Source organism: Mesorhizobium sp. Z1-4 (assembly GCF_004000235.1).
In the GTDB taxonomy this organism is placed as follows: domain Bacteria; phylum Pseudomonadota; class Alphaproteobacteria; order Rhizobiales; family Rhizobiaceae; genus RCIO01.
Window position 1 is genome coordinate 120232 of the sequence record NZ_RCIO01000002.1, and the last position, 21743, is coordinate 141974.

The window sequence follows — 21743 nt, forward strand, 5'->3', positions numbered from 1 at the left end:
CACGGAGCATCGGCGCAGTGGAAGCGGCCAGCCCTTGAAAACGGCTGTTGCGTCGGGGCGGCGGGAAGCTTAATGGTGGCGTCGCTCTAACGGGGTGCCGGACGTTCGATCCGGCTGAGAGGCCAAGGGGAAACCCTGCCAACCCGCTGAACCTGATCCGGTTTGCACCGGCGGAGGGATTAGACGCTTTGCCAAGGCGCCATCCCGTTCAACGAAACAGAAGGAGGCGCCGATGCGCATGATCCCTACAACACTTATCGCAACCGGCCTGCTCACCGTCGGCGCTCTCGCTGCCGCGGCGCAGGAAAACACGCTCACGATCTACACATATGAGAGCTTCAATACCGAATGGGGTCCCGGACCCAAGGTAAAAGAGGCATTCGAGGCCGAGTGCGCCTGTACGATCGAATTTGTCGGTGTCGCCGACGGTGTCGCGTTGCTCAACAGGCTCAAGCTTGAAGGTGCGGAGACAAGCGCCGATATCGTGCTGGGGCTCGACACAAATCTCACGGTAGAGGCGCAGGCAACCGGACTGTTCGCTCCCCACGGCATCGACCTTGCCAATATCAGCGTACCGGGGGGGTGGTCGGACGAAACCTTCGTTCCCTACGACTTTGGCTATTTCGCCGTGGTCTACGACACGCAAACAGTGGACACGCCGCCGGTGAGCCTGAAGGAGCTGGTTGAAGATGCCGAGGGGCCGAAGATCGCCATCCAGGACCCCCGGACTTCGACACCCGGCCTCGGCCTGCTCCTGTGGATGAAGGCCGTCTATGGCGACGACGCCGCCGAAGCATGGGCAAGCCTAAAGAGCCGTGTGCTGACGGTGACGCCCGGCTGGAGCGAAGCCTACGGGTTGTTCACGTCGGGCGAGGCACAGATGGTGCTTTCCTACACGACCTCTCCTGCCTACCACCTCATCGCGGAGCGTGAGGAGCGCTACAAGGCCGCCGAGTTCGCCGAAGGGCATTACATCCAGATCGAGGTTGCAGGGATCACTACCAAGGGCGCGGCCAACCCGCTCGCGGCGCAGTTCCTGCAGTTCATGACAGGTCCCGGGTTCCAGGACGTGATTCCGGAAACCAACTGGATGTTCCCGGCCGGCGCGACCACCGAGCCGCTCAACCCGGTCTTCGCCGACATGATCCGGCCCGAAGAGCCGCTGCTGGTCGATCCGGCAATCGTCTCCGAGAACCGCAAGGCCTGGGTCGAGGAGTGGCTTTCGGTGATGAGCAAATAGACCGCAGGTAAACTTATGCCTGCCGCCGCCCCCATTCGTGGCCGCATTCTGCCGGGCGCGCTGGCGCTCGGCGCGATCGGCCTTGTCATGGGCGGGGCGGCGGCCGGTCTCATATGGGAAGCCGGGTCCGACTGGTCGGGTGCTGCGTCCGCACTGGACGGCTACCTGATGCGCGTGGTGCGCTTCACCTTGTGGCAGGCGTTGCTGTCGACCGTGCTCTCGGTTCTGCCGGGCATCTTCGTCGCCCGGGCGTTGGCGCGGCTACCCGCATTCCCCGGACGCGGGGCGATCGTCTGGCTGTTCGGTGTGCCGCTGGCCCTGCCGGCAATCGTTGCCGCACTCGGCGTTCTGGCATTGCTCGGGCGGGCGGGGATTTTCGCCGACGTCCTGAGCACACTGACAGGCGACGACTGGCCGGGCATCTATGGTCTCAGCGGCATTCTCGTCGCGCATGTGTTTTTCAACATGCCGCTCGCTGCCCGCATGTTCCTCGAAGCCTTCAACGCCATTCCGGCCGACCATCGACGGCTCGAGGCGCAGCTCGGCATGAGTTCCTGGTCGGCGTGGCGGCTGGTCGAATGGCCGGCGGTGCGCGTGGCGCTGCCCGGTGTTGCAATGCTCGTCTTCATGCTGTGCATCACCTCCTTCACCATCGTTCTTCTTCTGGGCGGCGGCCCGGCGGCGACGACGCTGGAAGTCGCGATCTATCAGGCGTTGCGTTTCGATTTCGACCCCGGGCGGGCCGTCACGCTGACCTTCGTGCAGCTGGTCCTGACCGGTGTCGTCGTCGCTGTGGCCGCTCGCCTTGGCGCACAAATCGCCGGCGAGGCATTTCTTTCCGTGTCCGGCAGGACCGGCCTGTTTACGTCCGGAACGGAAAAACTCGTCAACGCTGTCATCCTTGCCGCCGGGTTCCTGTTCGTTGCTGGCCCGATGGCGGCAATCGTGCTTGCGGGGCTGGATGCCGATCTGATGCGGCTTCTTGGCGAGGCGAGCGTGCGAGACGCGGCGGTCACGAGCCTGGTGCTGGCTTTGCTCGCGGCGTCGCTTTCGGTCGCGCTCTCCGTTTCGCTGGTCATGGCGCGCCGGGCGCTCGAGCTGCGCAGGGGCCGGCTTCGGTCGCCCGGAATACTGGAGCGAATGACCGATCAGGGTGCGGCGCTCGTGCTGGTCATTCCGCCAATCGTGATTGGGGCAGGCTGGTTTGTACTTTTGCGGCAAAGCGGCGCCGGGGTGTTTGCGGCGGCGCCTGTCATGGTTGTCACGGTCAACGCCATCATGGCGATGCCCTTTGCCATGCGCGCCATCCGGCCTGCCTATGACAGCGCGTCAGCACGGCATGAGCGGCTGTGCGCTCAGCTCGGCATTTCGGGTCTGGCGCGGTTGCGGCTGATCGACTGGCCGCCGCTCAGACGTCCGCTCGCCACAGCATTTGCCTTCGCGATGGCGCTGTCGCTGGGCGATCTTGGGGTCATTGCGCTGTTCGGCAGCGAATATGTGAAAACGCTGCCCTATCTTCTTCTGGAACGCTTGAGCGCCTATCGCACACAAGACGCGGCCGGCGTCGCGCTGATGCTGGGCACGCTCTGTTTTGCGCTGATGATGTTTGCCGACTGGGCGTCGCGGAGGACAAGATGAGCGGAGCCGATATCAGTTGCCGCGATGTGCGGCTCAATCGCGGCGGCCAAAAGTTCAGCTTCGATTTCACGCTGGCATCGGGCAGTGTCGCGGCGCTCATGGGCCCGAGCGGGTCGGGCAAATCGACGCTGCTCGATTTGATAGCGGGGTTCGAAACACCGGGCAGCGGGGCGATACTGATTGGCGGCAGGGATGTGGCCCGGGACGCGCCAGCGCGCCGGCCCGTCTCCATGGTGTTTCAGGAAAACAACCTCTTCGGTCATCTGGATGTATTTGCGAATGTTGCGCTGGGGCGTTCGCCCTCTCTGAAGCTGGACGAGCGGGGACGAGCCGATGTGGGCGCGGCGATAGAACGGGTGGGACTGGGCGGCAAGGAAAAGCGTCCGCCGGCCACGCTCTCGGGCGGCGAGCGCCAACGCGTGGCACTGGCCCGGGTTCTGGTGCGCGACCGTCCGGTGCTGTTGCTCGACGAACCATTCGCCGCCCTGGGCCCGGCGTTGCGCGCCGACATGATCGCGCTGGTACGCGAACTCAGTGCGGAACGCGGAATGACGGTGCTGATGGCCACCCATCACCCCGATGATGCTGAGCGCATTGCCGACACAATGCTCTATCTGGAAGCGGGTACGATTGCCGCAAGCGGTCCCGTGAGCATGTTTTTCGGGCCTGACATGCCGGAAGCCTTCCGGCGATATGTCGGTTCCGAATAAGCTCCACAGCCTGTCATTGCCCGGATAGCGACATAATTGCGCGTCATTTGCGCAACGCGTTCGCGTTAATGTCGCGGGCGCGCCTTCGCGCGGCTGGCGGGCAGCGGCTGCACTGCTATACCGCAGGTAACTGCCTGAAAGGAATCGGAACCTGTTTCGCACCCGCACGTCCAGCATGATCGACAGCCAGTCCGGTCCCGCCACGCGGTGGCTGGCGCTGGCGGGTATGCTCGTGCTGCTCGCAGGGTGTCAGGGCATCGATTTCGGCAACAGCAGCGCGTTCAGGCCCTCCAGTGCGCCGGTGACGGTCGATACCGTCACCCGCAACGACCGGCTGGCCGGCATTGCACGCGAGCAGCATCCGCGCATCCTGGCGACCTATGGCGGCGAATACTCCGACCCGAAGCTTGAGCGCATGGTGGCCAAGGTCGTTGGGCGATTGACGGCGGTCTCGGACGATCCGACCCAGGCCTACCGGGTTACGATCCTCAATTCGCCGAATGTGAACGCGTTCGCGCTGCCGGGCGGTTATCTTTATGTCACTCGCGGGCTCCTGGCGCTGGTCAACGATTCTTCCGAACTTGCGGCGGTCATCGCGCATGAAATGGCCCATGTGACCGCCAACCACGGCATCCAGCGGCAGCAGAAAGAGGCCGAGGAGGTTCTCGCCGCGCAGGTTGTCAACGATGTGCTTGGAAGCAGCCCCAACGCGCAGGTGGCGCTGGTGCGCGGCAAGCTCAGGCTGGCGCAGTTCTCGCGCAATCAGGAACTCGAAGCCGACGCGATCGGCATTCGCTCCTCCGCGCAGGCCGGTTATGATCCGTTTGCCGCGTCGCGCTTCCTGCAGTCGATGGCTGGCTATACCGACCTGCGCTCGGTGAGTGGCAGCAACGACGCCAGTCTGGATTTCCTAGCATCGCATCCAAACGCGCCGCAGCGTATCGAACTCGCGCGCCGCCATGCGCGACAATACGGCCCGCAAGGCGAGCAGGGCGCGCGTGACCGCGATGCCTATCTGGCGGGCGTGGACGGTATGCTCTTCGGCGACACGCCGGAGGAAGGTTTTGTGCGCGGGCGCACCTTCCTGCATCCTCGGCTGGGTGTCTCGTTCTCGGTGCCCGAAGGTTTCGTGATCGACAATTCGGCTGTAGCGGTGACCGCGGCCGGCCCCGGCGATACCGCAGTGAGATTTGACGGTGTCACACTCAGCCGGCGTGTTGCACTTTCCGACTATCTGCAATCGGGCTGGGTTCAGGGGCTGGTGCCCGGAAGCATCCGGCCCGATGTCATCAACGGAAGCGAGGCTGCGCGCGCGCGCGCCACCGCGGATGGCTGGCAGTTCGCAATCACCGTGGTGCGGGCGGGTTCGCAGGTGTACCGGCTTTTGACCGCGGCCCCGGCCGATAGCGCGGCGCTCGGTCGGGTGGACGGTGCAGTCACTGGAAGCTTCAGGGTGCTTTCCGACGCAGAACAGGCGGCACTGGAACCGCTCAGGGTAAGGGTGCTGACGGTGCGCAGTGGGCAGAGCGTGGCTTCGCTCGCCGCCCAGATGTCCGGCGTCAGCGACAAGGTAGCCCTGTTCAGGCTTCTCAACGGGTTGGCACCGGGGGCCAGCCTGTCTGCCGGCGAGAAGGTGAAGATCGTCACCGACAGGTGAGGGTCAGGCAGGCGAGCCCAGCTGCGGATGTGCCTCCAGCAGGGCGGCGCGCAGTTTCTCCAGTGCGCGCCCTTCGATCTGGCGCACGCGCTCTTTTGAAATGCCGAGTTTCTCGCCGAGCGATTCCAGCGTGGCGCCGGATTCGCGCAGCCGCCGTTCCCGGATGATGCGCAGTTCACGGTCGTTCAGGGTTCCGAGCGCGGTATGCAACCATTCGGAGCGGCGTTCATCGTCGATCGTGTCTCCGGCAAGCTCGTCGGGGCCGGGGGCGTCCGAAACCAGAAAGTCCTGGCGGCTGGCATTTTCGTTTTCCGAGCTCAGCGGGGCGTTGAGCGAGGTGTCGGAACCCGAAAGGCGTGCATCCATCATTTCGACATCGGCGGACGACACGCCCAGCGTATCCGAAATGCGTTCGTAGATGTCGGCCGATGTCAGCATCTCGCCGCCAACTGCAAGGCGGGCGCGAAGCCGCCGCAGGTTAAAAAACAGGGCTTTCTGGGCCGAGCTGGTTCCGCCCCGCACGATCGACCAGTTGCGCAGGACGTAATCCTGGATCGACGCCCGTATCCACCATGTGGCGTAGGTGGAAAAGCGGACTTCACGCCCGGGATCGAAGCGGGCCGCTGCCTCCAGCAGGCCGACATGGCCCTCTTGCACGAGATCGGCCATTGGCAGGCCGAAGCCGCGAAACTTGGCCGCCATGGCGATGACCAGGCGCATATGCGCCATTGTGATGCGGTGAAGTGCGTCCTGATCGCGCTGTTCCTTCCAGCGGACGGCAAGCTCCTGCTCTTCGTCGCGTTCCAGATACGGCGCCCTCATGGCGCTGCGGATCAGGCTGTTGGCGGGTGGCTCCTGCATGGCGGCTCTCCCAGGTTGTTGCCAATGTGGGCGTCCTGTGCGGCGAACCGAAGGCGAAACCGCCGCGATTACGCAAACGTGAACGCCCGACACCGCCCATTGACATCAGCCGGAGGGTTCGCCACCTGAGCAGCAACGAAATTCGGGCCGGAAAGGTTGCGGCATGAGCGGATATTCAGGCGCCCCACTACCGCGCCGCGTCTCGGTCGCGGTGCCTGTCGGCGGCGTGACCGTCGGCGGCGAGGCACCCGTCGTCGTCCAGTCGATGACCAATACGGACACCGCGGACATTGACGCGACCGTCGCTCAGGTGGCCGCACTGCACCGCGCCGGCTCCGAACTTGTGCGCATCACCGTCGACCGCGATGAAAGCGCTGCAGCCGTGCCGAAGATACGCGACCGGCTGGCCAGGCTTGGTGTCGAAGTGCCGCTGATCGGCGATTTTCATTATATCGGTCACAAGCTTCTTGCCGATCACCCTGCCTGCGCCGAGGCGCTGGCCAAATACCGGATCAATCCCGGAAATGTAGGTTTCCGCGAAAAGAAGGACCGGCAGTTCGCAGCGATCGTGGAAACGGCGATACGCCACGACAAGCCGGTGCGGATCGGGGTCAACTGGGGGTCGCTCGACCAGGAGCTCCTGACCAGGCTGATGGACGACAATCAGGCCAATGGATCGCCGATGACGGCCGACGAAGTGACCCGTGAGGCGATTGTGCAGTCGGCGCTGCTGTCGGCAGAGCTGGCCGAGGAAATCGGCCTGGCGCGCGAGCGTATCATCCTGTCGGCCAAGGTCAGCCGCGTGCAGGATCTCATCGCGGTCTATTCCGAACTTGCAAAGCGCTCGGACCACGCGCTTCACCTTGGCCTCACGGAAGCCGGAATGGGCAGCAAGGGCATTGTCGCATCGTCTGCCTCGATGGGTATTCTGCTGCAGCAGGGTATAGGCGACACGATCCGCATATCGCTCACGCCCGAGCCCGGCGGCGATCGCACGCGTGAGGTGCAGGTTGCGCAGGAATTGCTTCAGACGATGGGGTTCCGGCAGTTTACGCCGGTCGTGGCGGCGTGCCCGGGATGCGGGCGCACGACCTCGACGGTGTTTCTTGAGTTAGCCGAGAAGATCCAGGCGGACCTCAAGGCAAATATGCCGGTGTGGCGCGAGAAATACCCGGGCGTCGAACAGCTCAAGGTCGCGGTCATGGGCTGCATCGTCAACGGTCCGGGCGAAAGCAAACACGCCGATATCGGCATCTCACTGCCTGGCACGGGCGAGACGCCGGCGGCGCCCGTCTTCATCGACGGGGTGAAAGCCGCGACGCTGCGCGGCCCTAAAATCGCCGACGATTTTCAGGAGATGGTCGCGAACTACATTGAAACCCGCTTCGGCCCGGGCGGCAAAGCGGCCGCCGAATAAAGGCGCGGCATCCGACGCCGCGCCCTTGGCATCAGGCCGAAAGTGCCTCTGCCTGACCGAACATCCAGGTCTCGATCTTGCCTGACAGCCGGTCCGGTGAGATCGGCTTGGTAAGATAATCGTCCATCCCGGCCTCAAGGCAACGTTCCCGGTCGCCTTTCAGGGCATGCGCGGTGATGCCGATAATCGGTGTATGGGTTTCCGTGCCCTTTTCGATGTCGCGAATTGCGGCGGTCGCCTCGAGACCGTTCATCTCCGGCATCGAAACATCCATCAACACGATCGAGGGGTGCAGTGCCTTGTAGAGTTCCACCGCGGTGCGCCCGTTGGATGCGACGCGGTACGAGATCCCCAGCCCATCGAGAATCTGGCTGAAGACGAGCTGATTGACCTCGTTGTCCTCGGCAACCAGAACGTCGATCGAGGCCGGATTGCGCGGCGCGTCGTTGGGCGATTTTATGGCAACGGGCGCCTGCGCGGCGGCTTGCCGCTTTGCCGGTTCGGGCTTCAGCGGCTTGGGCGCCGCCGCAGCGTCTTTCGGGGCTTCCTCGGACCGTTTCACCTGAAGAACATTGACGATCGTCTCAAGCAGGGCCGAAGAGCGCGCCGGCTTGGTCAGCTGTGCGTTGATGCCGTATCTGCTGGCCAGCAGACTGGTTTCAGACTGGTCTACCGATGTCAGCAGGATAATCGGCACCGACGCGTTGATGCCCGACTGCCTGATCCTCTGGGCGACCTCGACGCCGTTCATCCCCGGCATCTGGAAGTCGAGGATGATGCAATCCACGTCTGCATTGATCTCGGAGGCACGCTTCAGGAAAGCGAGGCCCAGTTCTCCGCTTTCGACGGCGGCGCCGTCGAAGCCCCAGTTTCTGAGCTGTTCCGTCAGGATGTCGCGGTTGATCGCGTTGTCGTCGACGGCGAGAACCCGCGCGCCGCTGACATCGAAGGGGACAGGCTTCACACGAACAGCCGAAGCGTCGATCGGCATCGGCACGCTGAACCAGAACACGGAACCCTTGCCGGGCGTGCTTTCGGCGCCGATCTCTCCGCCCATCAACTCGACCAGGCGGGTGGCAATGGCAAGCCCGAGCCCCGTACCTTCGTGACGGCGTGTGGACGAGGCGTCGACCTGCGCGAACTTCTCGAACACCGATGCAAGCTTGTCTTCCGGGATGCCGATTCCGGTGTCTTCGACACGGACCGTAACCATGATGCTGCTGTCTTCGACGGGTTTGCCGAACACCTCGACCAGCACATGGCCGCGCTCGGTAAATTTCACCGCATTGCCGACAAGGTTGGTCGTGATCTGACGGAACCGGCCGATATCGCCCACAAGGCTCGATGGCAGGTCGGGCGCGACCCTGACGATCAGCTCGAGGTCCTTTTCGGCGACACGGGTGGATACCAGCGTTGCAACATCCTCCACGGCCTCGCCGATGAGGAAGGGTGCTGGATCGAGATGCATCTGCCCGGCATCGATTTTCGAGAAATCGAGAATGTCGTTGATGATTGTGAGCAGTGCGTTGCCCGATTTTACGATCACGTCGACGAACATGTTCTGGCGGGAGTCGAGTTCCGTGCGCGCGAGCAGTTCGGCCATGCCCATGACGCCGTTCATGGGCGTCCGGATTTCATGGCTCATATTGGCGAGGAATTCCGACTTCGCTCGGTCGGCGGATTCGGCCCGCACCTTTTCCGCCTCGACGATTTCCTTCGCGTCCTGAAGCGATTTCTGCGCGTCTTCGATATTGCGCATCATGGGGCCGAACACACGTACGCCAAACAGAACTGCCGCAAGAACCATCGTCGCGGCCACGACCATCAAGGTGTATTGCAGCGTGCTGTAGCTGCCGACCATGTCGCCGTGCAGCCGGTCCAGCGTTGCCGACAGGTGCGGGCTGACGCGTTCGTTTGCGGCCTCGCTCAACTGGCGAAACACACGTTGCGCCGTGGAGCTGGTGTAGCTGCGGAATATCGAGAGACGGTTTGCGTGGGTGAGCACTTCCTTCACGTCGCGTCGCAGCGAGGCTCCCAGCCCGTCGCCGTCCCACAGGGGGCGCAGCGTTTCAGGAAGCGGCAGACCAGCGATGCTGGCGATGATCGTGTTGTCGGCCGCGGCCGGCGCGGCCAGGCCCGCAGCCCGGTCCTCTTCGGCCGAGATCGACTGGCTTTCGCCCATGCCAACATCGCCATCGGCGGCAGCGCGGATCGCATCGTAAGCTGCGGCGAGCCTGTCCAGCGCGGCCTGCAAATCGGCCTTGACGGTATCCACGGAGGTGCTGTCCCCGTGGCTCGAATGGCCGTTGGCCGACAAAGAGTGGCGCGTGTGATCGAGGCGGAGCGCGTGATAGATGACTTCGTCGGTAGCGTCGGCCATCAGGCCGATGACCGCGCCGAAGCGCACATGCGTTTTCGCCGTTTCTGCCTGCCAGTAGTTGTAGGCGGAGCCGGCACTGACTGCGAGTATGAAACCGGCTAGGATCGCGAAGAAACGCGTGCGCATATACTGGCGCGTGATGACCGAAGACATGGTCGTACCCCTGTACTCAACAGAGGCTAAAGATCGTTCATTCGGATTAAACGGCTGTTAACGCTGCAACACAATTCTTGAAGGCGCGTTGTTGCCTAGGTTTCACGCGTTGCGACGAACGTTGCGGCCTGGGTCAAATGCAACGCCGCAGACCCGTAGGGTGCAAGCAGCGCGGTTGCCTGGCCGACCAGCCCGTCGAGCTGGCGCCGTGCCCAGTCCGCGCCGTGAAGCGCCACGAGTGTCGCCTTGCCTGCCGTCGCGTCCTTGTCGGTCGCCTTGCCCAGTTTTTCGGTTGTCGACGTTACATCGAGCAGATCGTCGGCAAGCTGAAACGCCAGTCCGATCGCCGAACCGAATTCAGCCAGCCGCTCGCGGTCGGCTTCCGGCGCGCCGGCGATCACCGGGCCGGCTTCGCAGGCAAACCGGATCAGTGCCCCCGTCTTCATCGCCTGGAGCGTAATGATCTGCTGTTCGCCGGGTGCCGATGCGGCTGCGTCGAGGTCGAGCATCTGACCGCCTGCCATACCGCCAAGTCCGGCCGCGCGTGCAAGCAGCGCCACCAGTGTGAGCCGCGCCTTCGCCGACAGCGCCGTTTCGTCGTCGGCAATGATGTCGAAGGCGTAGGTCAGCAGGCTGTCTCCGGCCAGGATGGCGGTCGCCTCGTCGAAGGCCCGGTGAACCGTCGGCTGGCCGCGGCGAAGGTCGTCATCGTCCATGGCCGGCAGGTCGTCATGGATCAGCGAATAGCAGTGTATGCATTCAAGCGCTGCCGCTATGCGGAGCGATGCGGCTGGCTTGGCGCCGAAGAGCGCGGCACTTTCCATGACCAGAAACGGCCGCAGTCGTTTGCCGCCGTTGAGTGCGCCGTGCCGCATTGCGGCGAGCAGCCGCTCCGGCCGTGCGATTTCGCCGGCGCGGAGCTGCGCGTCCAGCAGCTTTTCCAGCAGGCGCTGGGTTTCGTCCGCGCAGCGTGCCAGCCGTTTCTCGAATTCGTGGTCCATGGGCGGGCAATGCAGCCAAACGTCCGTCCGGTCAAGCCGCGTGCGGCGTTGCGCCCGGCGGCGCCGCCCGCTATTCGGTTGCGGCAATCGGAGTCGGTCCGTTTGGCGCAGCAGACAAAATCCAAAACAAAGAGGAAGTCCGGCCGTGGTGCGACGGCGGCAAAGCCGCGCCGGCGATTGTGGCGCTGGCTGCGGCGCCTGTCGCTTGCGTTGGCAGTTGTCGTGCTTCTGCCCATTGTGCTCACACCGATGTACCGGCTGCCGGCGTTGCATCCGGTCTCGATGCTGATGGTGAAGGATCTTGTCACGTTCCAGGGCTACCGGCGCGACTGGGTGGCTTTTGAAGAAATGGGTACGGTGCTGCCCTATTCCGTCGTGATGTCGGAAGACGGTCAGTTCTGTTCGCATGGCGGTGTCGATTGGGGGGCTCTGAACACCGTGGTCCAGGACGCCCTGGCGGGCGAGGGCCTGCGCGGAGCTTCGACAATCCCCATGCAGACCGTGAAGAACCTGTTTCTGTGGCACGGACGCTCATATGTGCGAAAAGCTCTGGAGGTGCCGCTGGCAATCTATTTCGATGCGGTCGTGCCGAAGCAGCGGATCATGGAGATCTATCTGAATATCGCCGAGTGGGGCCCGAACATCTATGGCGCCGAGGCCGCGGCGCAACACTATTTCGGCCGGTCGGCTAAAGCATTGACGCGCCGCCAGGCGGCGCTGCTTGCGGTGACTTTGCCAAATCCCGGTGCGCGAGATCCCGCCAATCCGGGCAGCGGGCTGAGCAATCTCGCCGCGATTGTAGAGCGGCGCGCACAGCAGGCAGGAGATTATGTCGGCTGTCTGCGCTGACACCGGACCAGCGAAGATTCTTCGAAATGAGCGCTGGCCAAAAGCGGGTTTGGCGTGTATAGGCACGCGACTTTCAAGGAATTGTGCCCGCGAATGAGCCGGACTTGCCGGATACGCGGGCTTTTGACTGATAGATGGAGCTCGTCGTGGCTGTACCAAAACGAAAAACTTCGCCGTCCAAGCGCGGCATGCGCCGCTCGGCCGATGCGCTGAAAGCCCCGGCCTATGTCGAAGACAAGGATTCGGGCGAAATGCGCCGTCCGCACCATATCGACCTGAAGACCGGCATGTATCGCGGCCGCCAGGTGCTGGAGCCGAAGGAGAACTAGGTTCTTCTTCGCAAACGTGATCGAGGCCGGCCTTTGCGCCGGCCTTTTTCGTTTGAACCAGGCGGGTTCGGTACTTGACGCGGTGTTTGGGTGCCGGTCTTAACTGCGGGCGCTCAAACCGGAGACCGCAGCCATGGCTCACCTGCCGCTCATGATCGTGCCGTTCATTCTCTACAATCTTGGCCTGACCGGGCTTCTGGGCGGTGACGATCCCTGGTCGAACGTCCTCTTTTCGGTGTCGATGATCTCGGGCGGCGTGTGGTCGATGAAGCTCGCCGATCTGATGCTGGTGATCGCACTGGCGCTGCTTTTCATCGAGCTCGTCAAATCGACGCGTACCTCCAACGCCTCGGTAATCGACCATCTGCTTTCGACACTGGTTTTCGTGCTGTTTCTGGTCGAGTTCCTGCTCGTCAGGGGCGCAACGACTTCGCTCTTTTTTGTCCTGATGCTGTTTTCCCTGGTGGATGTGCTGGCCGGGTTCTCCGTTTCACTGCGTGCGGCAAGCCGCGACGTGAACCTGCGCTAGGCGTCGCCGATGACGCGGGATTTCTCGCTACCGGGGCGTTCGCCGGTAATCGCGGAAAACGGCATGGCGGCGACAAGCCACCCGCTTGGCACCATGAGCGCAATCCAGGTGCTGCGCGAAGGCGGCAATGCGGTCGATGCCGCTATCGCGGCCGTCGCCACGCTTTGCGTCGTGGAGCCCGGCGCCACCGGTATCGGCGGTGACTGTTTCGCCATCGTGGCCGAACCTGACGGCACGCTTCACGGTCTCAACGCCTCCGGCCGTTCGTCAATGAGCGCCGACGCCGATGCCGTTCGTGCGCGCGGGATCGCCAGACTTCCCGAATTCGATGCGCTGTCGGTTACTGTGCCGGGCGCGCTGGCAGGATGGGAGGCGCTGTCGAAACGTTTCGGCACGGTCGGCTTCGAACGGCTGTTTGCCGACGCGATCCGATACGCAGAAGACGGGTTTGCGGTCCATCCGCGCGTCGCTGCCGACTGGAAACGCTACGAAGCGGATCTGGCAAACGACCCCGGCGCGCGGCGTCACTATCTCGCGCACGGGCAAGCCCCGCGGGCAGGTGCGCGGATGCGCCAGATCGCGCTCGCGGATGTGTTGCGCAAAGTTGCCAAAGGTGGAGCGGCAGCCTTCTACGAAGGTGAGATTGCGGCCGAAATTGCAGCCACGGTCAGCGCCGGCGGTGGCTTCATGGAAGAAGCCGACCTTGCGGCCAGCGACGCCGACTGGGTGGAGCCGATCGGTGTGGTTCATGCCGGCCAGCGCCTCAATGAAATCCCGCCAAACGGGCAAGGCATTACCGCGCTGATCATGCTTAATGTGCTCGATGTTCTGGATGCCAGGCGTCTGCGGCGCGAAAGCGCCGAGCGCTGGCATCTGTGGATCGAGGTGGCGCGTCTTGCCTATGCGGCGCGCGATGCCTTCGTTTCCGATCCGGCAACAATGAACATGCCGGCCGAGACGATGCTGTCGCGCGAATTTGCGGAAGCTCTGGCGGCGCAGTTCGATCCGGGTCGCCGCAACAGCAGTCTCGTGATGCCGAAGCCGCCCGGCCCCGACACCACCTATCTGACCGTGGTGGACCGCGACCGGCGCGCCGTTTCGTTCATCAACTCGCTTTATTACGGCATGGGTTCGCGCATCGTGACACCGAAGAGCGGCATCACCCTGCAGAACCGCGGTGCCTGTTTTACCCTCGAGAAGGGCCACCCCAACGAGTTCGGGCCGGGCAAGCGGCCACTTCATACTATCATTCCCGGAATGGCGACCGGCGCGGAAGGCGCGACACTGTCATTCGGCGTCATGGGCGGTGGCTTCCAGCCAATGGGGCATGCGCAGGTGTTCACCGACATCTTTGTCGGCGGCATGGATCCGCAGGAAGCCGCAGACAGTCCGCGGCTGTTCTGGGGTGACGACGGCGTGCTGGAAGCCGAGACCGGGATACCGGATGAAGTGAGCGTTGGGCTTGAAGCGCGGGGCCATCGCGTTCGCAAAGCGGAAATGCCGCATGGCGGGGCTCAGCTTATTGCAATCGACCGCGCCAGCGGGTTTCTGATTGGCGGCTCCGATCCGCGCAAAGACGGACATGCCGCAGGGTGGTGAGGGCCGGCCCGCACCCCTGGCTGCTCAGCCGCGGCCCATCGAATCCAGCTTGTGCTGCATTGCCTTGATCTGATTTTTCAGTTCGCTGAGCTCGTCGCCGGCTTCGTCTGCAGGCGGCGCTTCGTCATCGGTCTCGGCGGCAGGCGCCGCACCGGTCGGAAACGGCGAGAACATCTGCATGGCGTTCTGGAACATTTCGATGTTGCGGCGCGCCTGCTCCTCGATCGCCTTCATCGGCGTCGTCATCTGCATCATGTCCATCGCATTCTGGCCGAAGGTGGATTTCATCTGCTCGCGCAGGCGCTCCTGCTCGCGCGAAAAGGCGATCATCGACTGTTCCAGGAAGGATGGCACGACCATTTGCATCTGGTCGCCGTAGAAGGCGATCAGCTGACGCAGGAATGAGACCGGCAGCATGTTCTGCCCGTCCCTGTTCTCCAGCTCGAAAATGATCTGGGTCAGCACCAGGTGGGTGATGTCTTCCCCGGTCTTGGCGTCGTTGACTGTGAATTCCTCACCGCGTTTGACCATTTCGGCAAGGTCTTCAAGCGTTACATAGGTAGATGTGCCCGTATTGTAGAGCCGTCGGTTGGCATATTTCTTGATAACAACCGGATCGTCTTTAGCGGGCATATGAGAGCCTCCCGAGTTACCGGCAATTCCGCCGTCGTTGCAGCGGACATAAACGGGACAGCCTGTCCGAAGCCGGCTTTGCTGACCATATTTTGGGCAGCATATGCGCAAAACAACCCGAAAAGAAAGCGGTTTGTGCAGTGCAAGGCATGGCCGCCGCACAGCAGCAGCGCCAATGGGTCCAATGCCGGGTTTCGGCCCGGGGCAAATTGGCTCCATCTCCCGCTTGGCGTTTGACTCGCATCAAGGAAACGGCAAGAAACAGGACTAGAGATCCGCCATCCGTTTCCGGGAGATTACCATGTCATCGGACGCCATCGTCGTTGCAAGTGCGGCCCGCACGCCAGTCGGTTCCTTCAACGGCGCATTCGCCAACACGCCGGCCCATGAGCTCGGTTCGACCGTCATCAAAGAAGTTCTTGCGCGGGCCGGGGTCGACGCCGCCGAAGTCGATGAGGTGATCCTGGGCCAGGTGCTCACGGCGGGGCAGGGCCAGAACCCGGCACGTCAGGCATCGATCAATGCCGGGCTGCCAAAGGAGACGACGGCCTGGGGGCTCAACCAGGTTTGCGGGTCGGGTCTGCGCACGATCTCAGTCGGTATGCAGCAGATCCAGACAGGCGACGCGAACATCATCGTCGCCGGCGGTCAGGAATCGATGTCGCTTTCGCCGCACTGCCAGCATCTGCGGGCCGGCACGAAAATGGGCGACCTCAAGCTGATCGACACCATGATCAAGGACGGCCTTTGGGATGCCTTTAACGGCTATCACATGGGCAACACTGCAGAAAACATCGCCAACCAGTTCCAGATCACCCGCGACGAGCAGGACAGCTTTGCCGTTGCGTCTCAGAACAAAGCCGAGGCGGCACAGAAGGCCGGCAAGTTCAAAGACGAGATCGTCGCCTTCACCGTCAAGACCCGCAAGGGCGACATCGTGGTCGATGCGGATGAATATATCCGCCACGGCGCCACGCTCGAAGCGATGCAGAAGCTGCGGCCGGCCTTCGACAAGGAAGGCACGGTGACCGCCGCCAATGCGTCCGGTCTCAATGACGGCGCCGCTGCCGTGCTGCTTATGAAGGAATCGGAAGCCTCGCGCCGCGGCATTACCCCGCTGGCGCGCATCGCTTCCTGGGCGACCGCCGGCGTCGACCCCTCGATCATGGGCACAGGCCCGATCCCGGCTTCCAAGCGCGCTCTGGAAAAGGCCGGCTGGTCTGTAGGCGATCTCGACCTTGTCGAGGCGAACGAGGCATTCGCGGCGCAGGCCTGTGCCGTGAACAAGGGGCTCGGCTGGGATCCTGAAATCGTCAACGTCAACGGCGGGGCCATCGCCATCGGCCACCCGATCGGCGCCTCCGGCGCCCGTATCTTCAACACGCTGGTTTTCGAGATGAAGCGGCGCGGGGCGAAAAAGGGTCTCGCAACGCTTTGCATCGGCGGCGGCATGGGCGTCGCGATGTGCGTTGAGGCGATGAATTAAGGAAGCGAATAGGGGAGCAGGGCAGTAAGGGAATAGGGAAAAGAGCGGAATTACCGCCTCCCTTGCTCCCGTATTCCCCTGCTCCCATCAAAACGGGAGGAAACAGATGTCACGAGTAGCACTCGTCACCGGGGGCTCGCGCGGTATCGGCGCGGCCATTTCGATCGCACTCAACAAGGCCGGCTACAAGGTGGCGGCGAACTATGCCGGCAATGACGAGGCCGCAGCCAAGTTCAAGGACGAGACCGGCATTGCCGTCTACAAATGGTCGGTCGCCGACTATGAGGCGTGCAAGGAAGGCATTGCAAAGGTTGAAGCAGATCTCGGCCCGGTCGACGTTCTGGTCAACAATGCCGGTATCACACGTGACGCGATGTTCCACCGCATGACGCCCGAACAGTGGCGCGAGGTGATCGACACCAATCTCACCGGTGTCTTCAACATGACGCACAATGTCTGGGGCGGCATGCGCGACCGCAAGTTCGGCCGCGTCGTCAACATCTCGTCGATCAACGGCCAGAAGGGCCAGGCAGGGCAGGCGAACTACTCCGCCGCCAAAGCCGGCGACCTCGGCATCACCAAGGCGCTGGCACAGGAAGGCGCGCGCGCTGGTATCACCGTCAATGCGATTTGCCCCGGCTATATCGGCACCGACATGGTCATGGCCGTTCCCGAAGACGTACGCAACAAGATCATAGCGCAGATTCCCGCCGGCAGGCTGGGCGAACCCGAGGAGATTGCGCGCTGCGTTGTGTTCCTTGCGTCCGACGATGCGGGGTTCATCACCGGCTCGACCATCTCGGCCAATGGCGGCCAGTTTTTCGTATAATAGTCGACGCACCGTCATCCCCAGCCAGGTTCCGAGGGTATCGGTCCCGAGCGTTAGGCGGTGGATGGCCTCAGGGTGACGGGGCTGGCTAAAGCAGCCGCCGGATCTGTTTCAGCGTGCGGCGGTCGAATGCCCGCTGCGCGTCGATGTGCTGCTTTTTGAGTGACTTGATCAGATCATAGGCCTTACGGCGCACTGCCCAGCAGTTGCTCTCGGGCTTCAGCCGCTTCAGATCGCTGCTCATCTTGCGTGCGTAGCGCTCTGCAATTTTCACATGCTGCAATTCGTGCTGCCTGATCACGCGTTCGAAGTGGCGGCCCAGGCGCGCTGCCGAACGGGGGGCGTCTTTGGGGCCTTTCCATTCGGGCAGTTTCAGCGTGATGGACAGGCCTGTGTCTGCCCTCGTTATGCGGCAGGCGCCGTCTTTCGAACGCATGTCGTAGTCGGGATAGAAGTCGATGATGCCGAGGCCATAGGCGCGTCCGCTCATCGGCGCGAAGCGCCGGACGGAGCGGACTATCTCCGTGTGATTTCGGCCCGAAACCGGGTAATAGGCGTGACGAACCTTTGTGCCCGTCACCTTCCAGCCGGACAGCAGCGGCACCACCATCACCGCGATCAGAAATGCCGAGGCGGCTCTGCGCAAACCCGGTTTTGTGCCGGTCGGCATCTTGCCGACGCCTGCGTGGACCTGACCCATGATCGTGTTCCCCAAGCACCGCGGGCCGATTGTGACTCAGCACCGTCTTTGAGCCAAGCCCGGGCTGTTTCAGGACGGAACGAAAAAGTTAACGCGGGCGGCACCGGAACCGGCGGCCGTTATCGATCGGCAGGCCGCGAATGTGCCCGCCGCAGCCAGATCGCACCAGATGTTGTGGTGAACAAACCCAAAACACCGGCCTATCAGTGATTCGTCGCCGGTTCGTTCCGTTTTTGGCCTGAACGTTAATCTCGAACGTCCGAAAGCGCGGCGGCGCGTTAAGTTCCGTATAGGATTTGTTAAGAGAATCTTAGGCTTAGCAGCAGGCATGGCGAGCTCGTGAGGTGTCGTGGCGCAAAAGGTTAACGCAGGTGGGCAAATCCGGCGACATGAGCGGATCTGGTGGCCGGGCCGATTCAGCATCTGGACAGAGCTGGTCCGATTCGATCAACATCTAGCCGTGAACAAACCCGGAATCAGCAGGAGTCAGTGATTCGTCGCCGATTCGTTCCAGACTCGTTCCATCCGTTAACATGGGCATGGTCGAGGGGTTTTGTTGCCGCCGCATCTTCCTATATGACGGACGGGTCAGCGCGGCAGCGCAGTTCATCGGCCACCCAGCTTCCGCCGACGGCTTCTTTCATTCCGAGCGCCTTGCATGAACATTCAGACAAAGCAGGCCGGTCCCCTCATCCTTTCGGGGCGCGATGTGACAGCGGTGCTGGGCCCGACCAACACCGGCAAGACGCATCTGGCGATCGAGCGGATGGTTGCGCATGAGAGCGGCGTGATCGGACTGCCGCTGCGGCTTCTGGCGCGCGAGGTCTATCACCGGGTCTGCGAGAAGGCCGGCGCCTCGAAAGTTTCATTGGTGACGGGCGAGGAGAAGATCCAGCCGCCCGGTTCGCGTTATTCCGTCTGTACCGTCGAGGCGATGCCGCGCGAAACCGATGCCGCTTTCGTTGCCATCGACGAGGTGCAGCTCGCCGGCGACCTGGAGCGCGGCCATATCTTTACCGACCGCATCCTGCATCTGCGTGGCCGCCAGGAGACGCTGCTGCTCGGTTCCGACACAATGCGCGGTATTCTCGAGCGGCTTCTGCCCGGGCTTTCAGTCGTGACGCGGCCTCGGCTTTCGCATCTTGCCTATGCAGGCTCCAAGAAGCTGACGCGCTTGCCGCGGCGCTCTGCGGTCGTCGCATTTTCCGCCGATGAGGTTTACGCCATCGCCGAGCTTATTCGCCGCCAGCGGGGAGGAGCTGCGGTCGTGCTTGGCGCCCTCAGCCCGCGCACCCGCAATGCGCAGGTCGAGATCTACCAGTCGGGCGACGTCGATTATCTTGTCGCGACCGACGCAATCGGCATGGGTCTCAACCTCGATGTCGATCATGTCGCGTTTGCGCAAAACCGCAAGTTCGACGGCCATCAGCACCGTCTGCTGACGGCGGCGGAGCTCGGCCAGATCGCGGGCCGTGCCGGCCGTCATGTGCGCGACGGAACATTCGGCGTTACCGGCAAGGTCGATACTTTCGACGACGAGATGGTGCGCCGGATCGAAGCGCATGAGTTCGAGCCGGTGAGGGTGTTGCAATGGCGCACGGCCCGGTTCGATTTCGCCAGCATCGACGCGCTCAGGCGCTCCGTTGAAACGCTGCCGCCGGTCGAAGGGCTGACGCGTGCGCTGCCCGCGGCGGATGTCATGGCGCTCGAACAGCTGGCGCGGGAGGGCGATATCGCCGCTCTTGCCGACCGGCCGGAACGTGTCGCGCTGTTGTGGGACGCCTGCGCCCTGCCGGACTACCGCCGCATCGCGCCGGCCCAGCATGCGGAACTCGTCGGCTCGATATTCCGCGATGTTGCCCGGACCGGGCATGTCGATGAAGATTACATGGCCGATCAGGTGCGTCGCGCGGCGCCGACTGAGGGCGATATCGACGTACTTTCGCAACGCATCGCCCAGATTCGCACCTGGACCTATGTTTCGCACCGGCCTGGATGGCTTGCCGATCCGCTACACTGGCAGGAAAAAACACGCGCTATCGAAGACAGTCTGTCCGATGCGCTGCACGAAAGATTGACGAAACGCTTCATAGACCGCAGGACATCCGTGCTCATGAAGCGCCTCAGAGAAGATACCATGCTTGATGCCGAAATCAGCCCATCCGGAGACGTGACGGTCGAGGGACACCACGTCGGGACACTGGAAGGCTTTCGCTTTACCGCTGACCAGAGCGCCGACGGCGAAGACGCCAAGGCGGTGAGAGCAGCGGCGCAGAAAGCGCTGGCGCAGGAATTTGAGAAGCGGGCAGATCGCTTTGCCAATTCGCCGAATGGCGATCTGGCGCTCGACTCCCAAGGCGTGCTGCGCTGGATCGGCGCGCCGGTGGCAACGCTCGTTTCAGGTGACGATGCGTTGAAACCGCGCCCCGTGCTGCTTGCCGACGAACAGCTGACCGGTGTGGCGCGCGACCGCGTGTTTGCGCGCGCCGAGCGCTTTGTAAATTATCAGGTTGAAACGCTGCTCAAGCCGCTGATCGACCTCAAGGGCGCGGACCAGCTGACCGGCATGTCGCGCGGCCTCGCTTTCCAGCTGGTGGAGAAGTTCGGGCTGGTGAACCGGCGCGACGTTGCCGAGGATGTGCGCGGGCTCGATCAGGATGCGCGTGGCGCGCTGCGGCGTCTCGGCGTCAGGTTCGGCGCATACCACGTTTTCGTGCCGGCGCTTCTGAAGCCCGGACCAGCCGGGCTGCTGACCCTGCTGTGGGCGCTCGCAAACGACGCCAAGGACCGCGCCGGTTTTGGCGATGTCGTGAATCTGCTGGCTTCAGGCCGCACGTCCGTGATCGTCGACCCCTCATTCGACCGGGCATTTTATGCCCTGTCCGGTTATCGTCTCCTTGGCCCCCGTGCGGTGCGGGTCGATATTCTCGAGCGGCTCGCGGATCTGATCAGGCCGGCACTCGCCTGGAAGGAAGGCGCGGTGGCGCGGCCGGAGGGCGCCTATGAGGGCAATGCCTTCGTCGTCACACCCGCGATGCTGTCGATCCTTGGCGCAACGCCGGACGACATGTCGGAAATATTGAAGGGCCTCGGTTATCGCGGCGAGCCCAAGCCTGCGGCCGAGGTAGAGGCGCGGATTGCCGAGCTCAACGCGCAAGCTGTTTCCGCGGCCGGCAATGCCGAGGGCGCGAAGAGCCCGCAGCCGGAAGCCGAAACGGCCGGTGAAGGCGCCAACGCGGAAGCCGGTCAACCGGAGCCATCGGCGCCGGCGGCAGAAAGCGGCGAGCAAAGCTGCCCTGAAAAACAGGAGACGGCGCCAGCCGAGAGTGCAGATGTCGCGGCGGCTGTAGGGCCGGCTGCCGGAGAGGCAAACGCAGCTGTCGCAGAAATGCCCGGTCAGGACGGAGCCGTTGCGGATACGGCGGAGGCCGCAAACGCGGACGAAACCGAAGAGCCTGCACCGGTCATCATCTGGCGGCCGGGCCGTATAGGTGACAGGCCGCGCAACAAGGGCAATCGCCAGGGCCAACAGCGGGCGAAGAACGGCGGCAGCGAGGGCAAGCAGCACACCAAGCAGCGCCGCAAAGGCAAGCCCGATGGCCAGCGCGGTCCGCGGCCCGAGCACGTGGGTGGCGCGCGCAAGCGCGACGAGCGTCCACGCGAAGCCGACCCAGACTCGCCGTTCGCAAAGCTGGCGGCGCTTCGGGACCAGATGAAGAAGTAGGAGCCAGG

The 21743-nt window shown here is 63.3% G+C and carries 17 protein-coding genes and 1 riboswitch; of the genes, 12 read left to right on the forward strand and 5 right to left on the reverse strand.

The window, feature by feature from the left end; all coding sequences use genetic code 11:
• The first annotated feature begins 80 nt into the window (after positions 1 to 80).
• A riboswitch (TPP riboswitch) is annotated at positions 81 to 196 on the forward strand.
• Between the two features lie 42 nt (positions 197 to 238).
• The 4 genes from thiB to EP165_RS07610 all read left to right on the forward strand — a co-directional run bounded on the left by thiB (position 239) and on the right by EP165_RS07610 (position 5245).
• The gene (gene thiB / locus EP165_RS07595) at positions 239 to 1240 is read left to right on the forward strand and encodes a thiamine ABC transporter substrate binding subunit (RefSeq protein WP_501981673.1); all 1002 of its coding nucleotides are present in this window, start codon (positions 239 to 241) and stop codon (positions 1238 to 1240) included.
• A 15-nt stretch (positions 1241 to 1255) separates the two neighbouring features.
• The gene (gene thiP / locus EP165_RS07600) at positions 1256 to 2878 is read left to right on the forward strand and encodes a thiamine/thiamine pyrophosphate ABC transporter permease (RefSeq protein ID WP_127521120.1); all 1623 of its coding nucleotides are present in this window, start codon (positions 1256 to 1258) and stop codon (positions 2876 to 2878) included.
• Positions 2875 to 3588, forward strand: coding sequence for a thiamine ABC transporter ATP-binding protein (gene thiQ / locus EP165_RS07605; RefSeq protein ID WP_127521122.1), 714 nt, complete (start codon positions 2875 to 2877; stop codon positions 3586 to 3588). The genes thiP and thiQ overlap by 4 nt, the downstream gene beginning before the upstream one ends.
• A gap of 175 nt (positions 3589 to 3763) precedes the next feature.
• Positions 3764 to 5245 carry a M48 family metalloprotease gene (locus EP165_RS07610; protein WP_127521124.1) on the forward strand — a complete coding sequence of 494 codons (1482 nt, stop codon included), beginning with the start codon at positions 3764 to 3766 and terminating at the stop codon, positions 5243 to 5245.
• A 3-nt stretch (positions 5246 to 5248) separates the two neighbouring features.
• On the opposite strand, the gene EP165_RS07615 is transcribed toward EP165_RS07610, so the two are convergent.
• Positions 5249 to 6106 (reverse strand): RNA polymerase factor sigma-32, encoded by an 858-nt coding sequence (locus EP165_RS07615; RefSeq protein ID WP_127521126.1) that lies wholly within the window; start codon positions 6104 to 6106, stop codon positions 5249 to 5251.
• A 163-nt stretch (positions 6107 to 6269) separates the two neighbouring features.
• Between EP165_RS07615 and ispG the strand changes: the two genes are divergently transcribed.
• On the forward strand, positions 6270 to 7523 hold the full coding sequence (gene ispG / locus EP165_RS07620) for a flavodoxin-dependent (E)-4-hydroxy-3-methylbut-2-enyl-diphosphate synthase (protein WP_127521128.1): 1254 nt from the start codon (positions 6270 to 6272) through the stop codon (positions 7521 to 7523).
• A 31-nt stretch (positions 7524 to 7554) separates the two neighbouring features.
• Here ispG and EP165_RS07625 read toward each other — a convergent pair whose 3' ends face one another.
• Together EP165_RS07625 and EP165_RS07630 are read right to left on the reverse strand one after the other, a co-directional pair.
• On the reverse strand, positions 7555 to 10056 hold the full coding sequence (locus EP165_RS07625) for a hybrid sensor histidine kinase/response regulator (protein WP_245440076.1): 2502 nt from the start codon (positions 10054 to 10056) through the stop codon (positions 7555 to 7557).
• 95 nt (positions 10057 to 10151) lie between these two features.
• Positions 10152 to 11057 (reverse strand): polyprenyl synthetase family protein, encoded by a 906-nt coding sequence (locus EP165_RS07630; protein ID WP_127521130.1) that lies wholly within the window; start codon positions 11055 to 11057, stop codon positions 10152 to 10154.
• A gap of 102 nt (positions 11058 to 11159) precedes the next feature.
• Between EP165_RS07630 and mtgA the strand changes: the two genes are divergently transcribed.
• The 4 genes from mtgA to EP165_RS07650 all read left to right on the forward strand — a co-directional run bounded on the left by mtgA (position 11160) and on the right by EP165_RS07650 (position 14363).
• The gene (mtgA, locus tag EP165_RS07635) at positions 11160 to 11906 is read left to right on the forward strand and encodes a monofunctional biosynthetic peptidoglycan transglycosylase (protein ID WP_501981662.1); all 747 of its coding nucleotides are present in this window, start codon (positions 11160 to 11162) and stop codon (positions 11904 to 11906) included.
• A 146-nt stretch (positions 11907 to 12052) separates the two neighbouring features.
• Positions 12053 to 12235: a 50S ribosomal protein L32 gene (gene rpmF, locus EP165_RS07640; RefSeq protein ID WP_127521134.1), complete on the forward strand. Its 183-nt coding sequence runs from the start codon at positions 12053 to 12055 to the stop codon at positions 12233 to 12235.
• 133 nt (positions 12236 to 12368) lie between these two features.
• A complete protein-coding gene (locus tag EP165_RS07645; RefSeq protein WP_127521136.1) occupies positions 12369 to 12764 on the forward strand; it encodes a hypothetical protein in 396 nt (131 codons plus the stop codon).
• Positions 12765 to 12773: 9 nt separating this feature from the next.
• Positions 12774 to 14363 (forward strand): gamma-glutamyltransferase family protein, encoded by a 1590-nt coding sequence (locus tag EP165_RS07650; protein ID WP_245440077.1) that lies wholly within the window; start codon positions 12774 to 12776, stop codon positions 14361 to 14363.
• 24 nt (positions 14364 to 14387) lie between these two features.
• Here the strand turns inward: EP165_RS07650 and phaR are convergent, their stop codons facing one another.
• On the reverse strand, positions 14388 to 14996 hold the full coding sequence (gene phaR, locus EP165_RS07655; protein WP_127521138.1) for a polyhydroxyalkanoate synthesis repressor PhaR: 609 nt from the start codon (positions 14994 to 14996) through the stop codon (positions 14388 to 14390).
• Positions 14997 to 15297: 301 nt separating this feature from the next.
• Here phaR and EP165_RS07660 point away from each other — a divergent pair, with 301 nt between their 5' ends.
• A complete protein-coding gene (locus EP165_RS07660) occupies positions 15298 to 16482 on the forward strand; it encodes an acetyl-CoA C-acetyltransferase (RefSeq protein WP_127521140.1) in 1185 nt (394 codons plus the stop codon).
• Positions 16483 to 16588: 106 nt separating this feature from the next.
• Positions 16589 to 17311, forward strand: coding sequence for a beta-ketoacyl-ACP reductase (locus tag EP165_RS07665; RefSeq protein WP_127521142.1), 723 nt, complete (start codon positions 16589 to 16591; stop codon positions 17309 to 17311).
• Positions 17312 to 17399: 88 nt separating this feature from the next.
• On the opposite strand, the gene EP165_RS07670 is transcribed toward EP165_RS07665, so the two are convergent.
• Positions 17400 to 18011: a DUF922 domain-containing protein gene (locus tag EP165_RS07670; RefSeq protein WP_127521144.1), complete on the reverse strand. Its 612-nt coding sequence runs from the start codon at positions 18009 to 18011 to the stop codon at positions 17400 to 17402.
• Positions 18012 to 18669: 658 nt separating this feature from the next.
• On the opposite strand from EP165_RS07670, the gene EP165_RS07675 reads away from it, so the two are divergent.
• Positions 18670 to 21735, forward strand: a complete 3066-nt coding sequence (locus EP165_RS07675; protein WP_127521146.1) for a helicase-related protein — start codon at positions 18670 to 18672, stop codon at positions 21733 to 21735.
• The last annotated feature ends 8 nt before the right edge of the window (positions 21736 to 21743 follow it).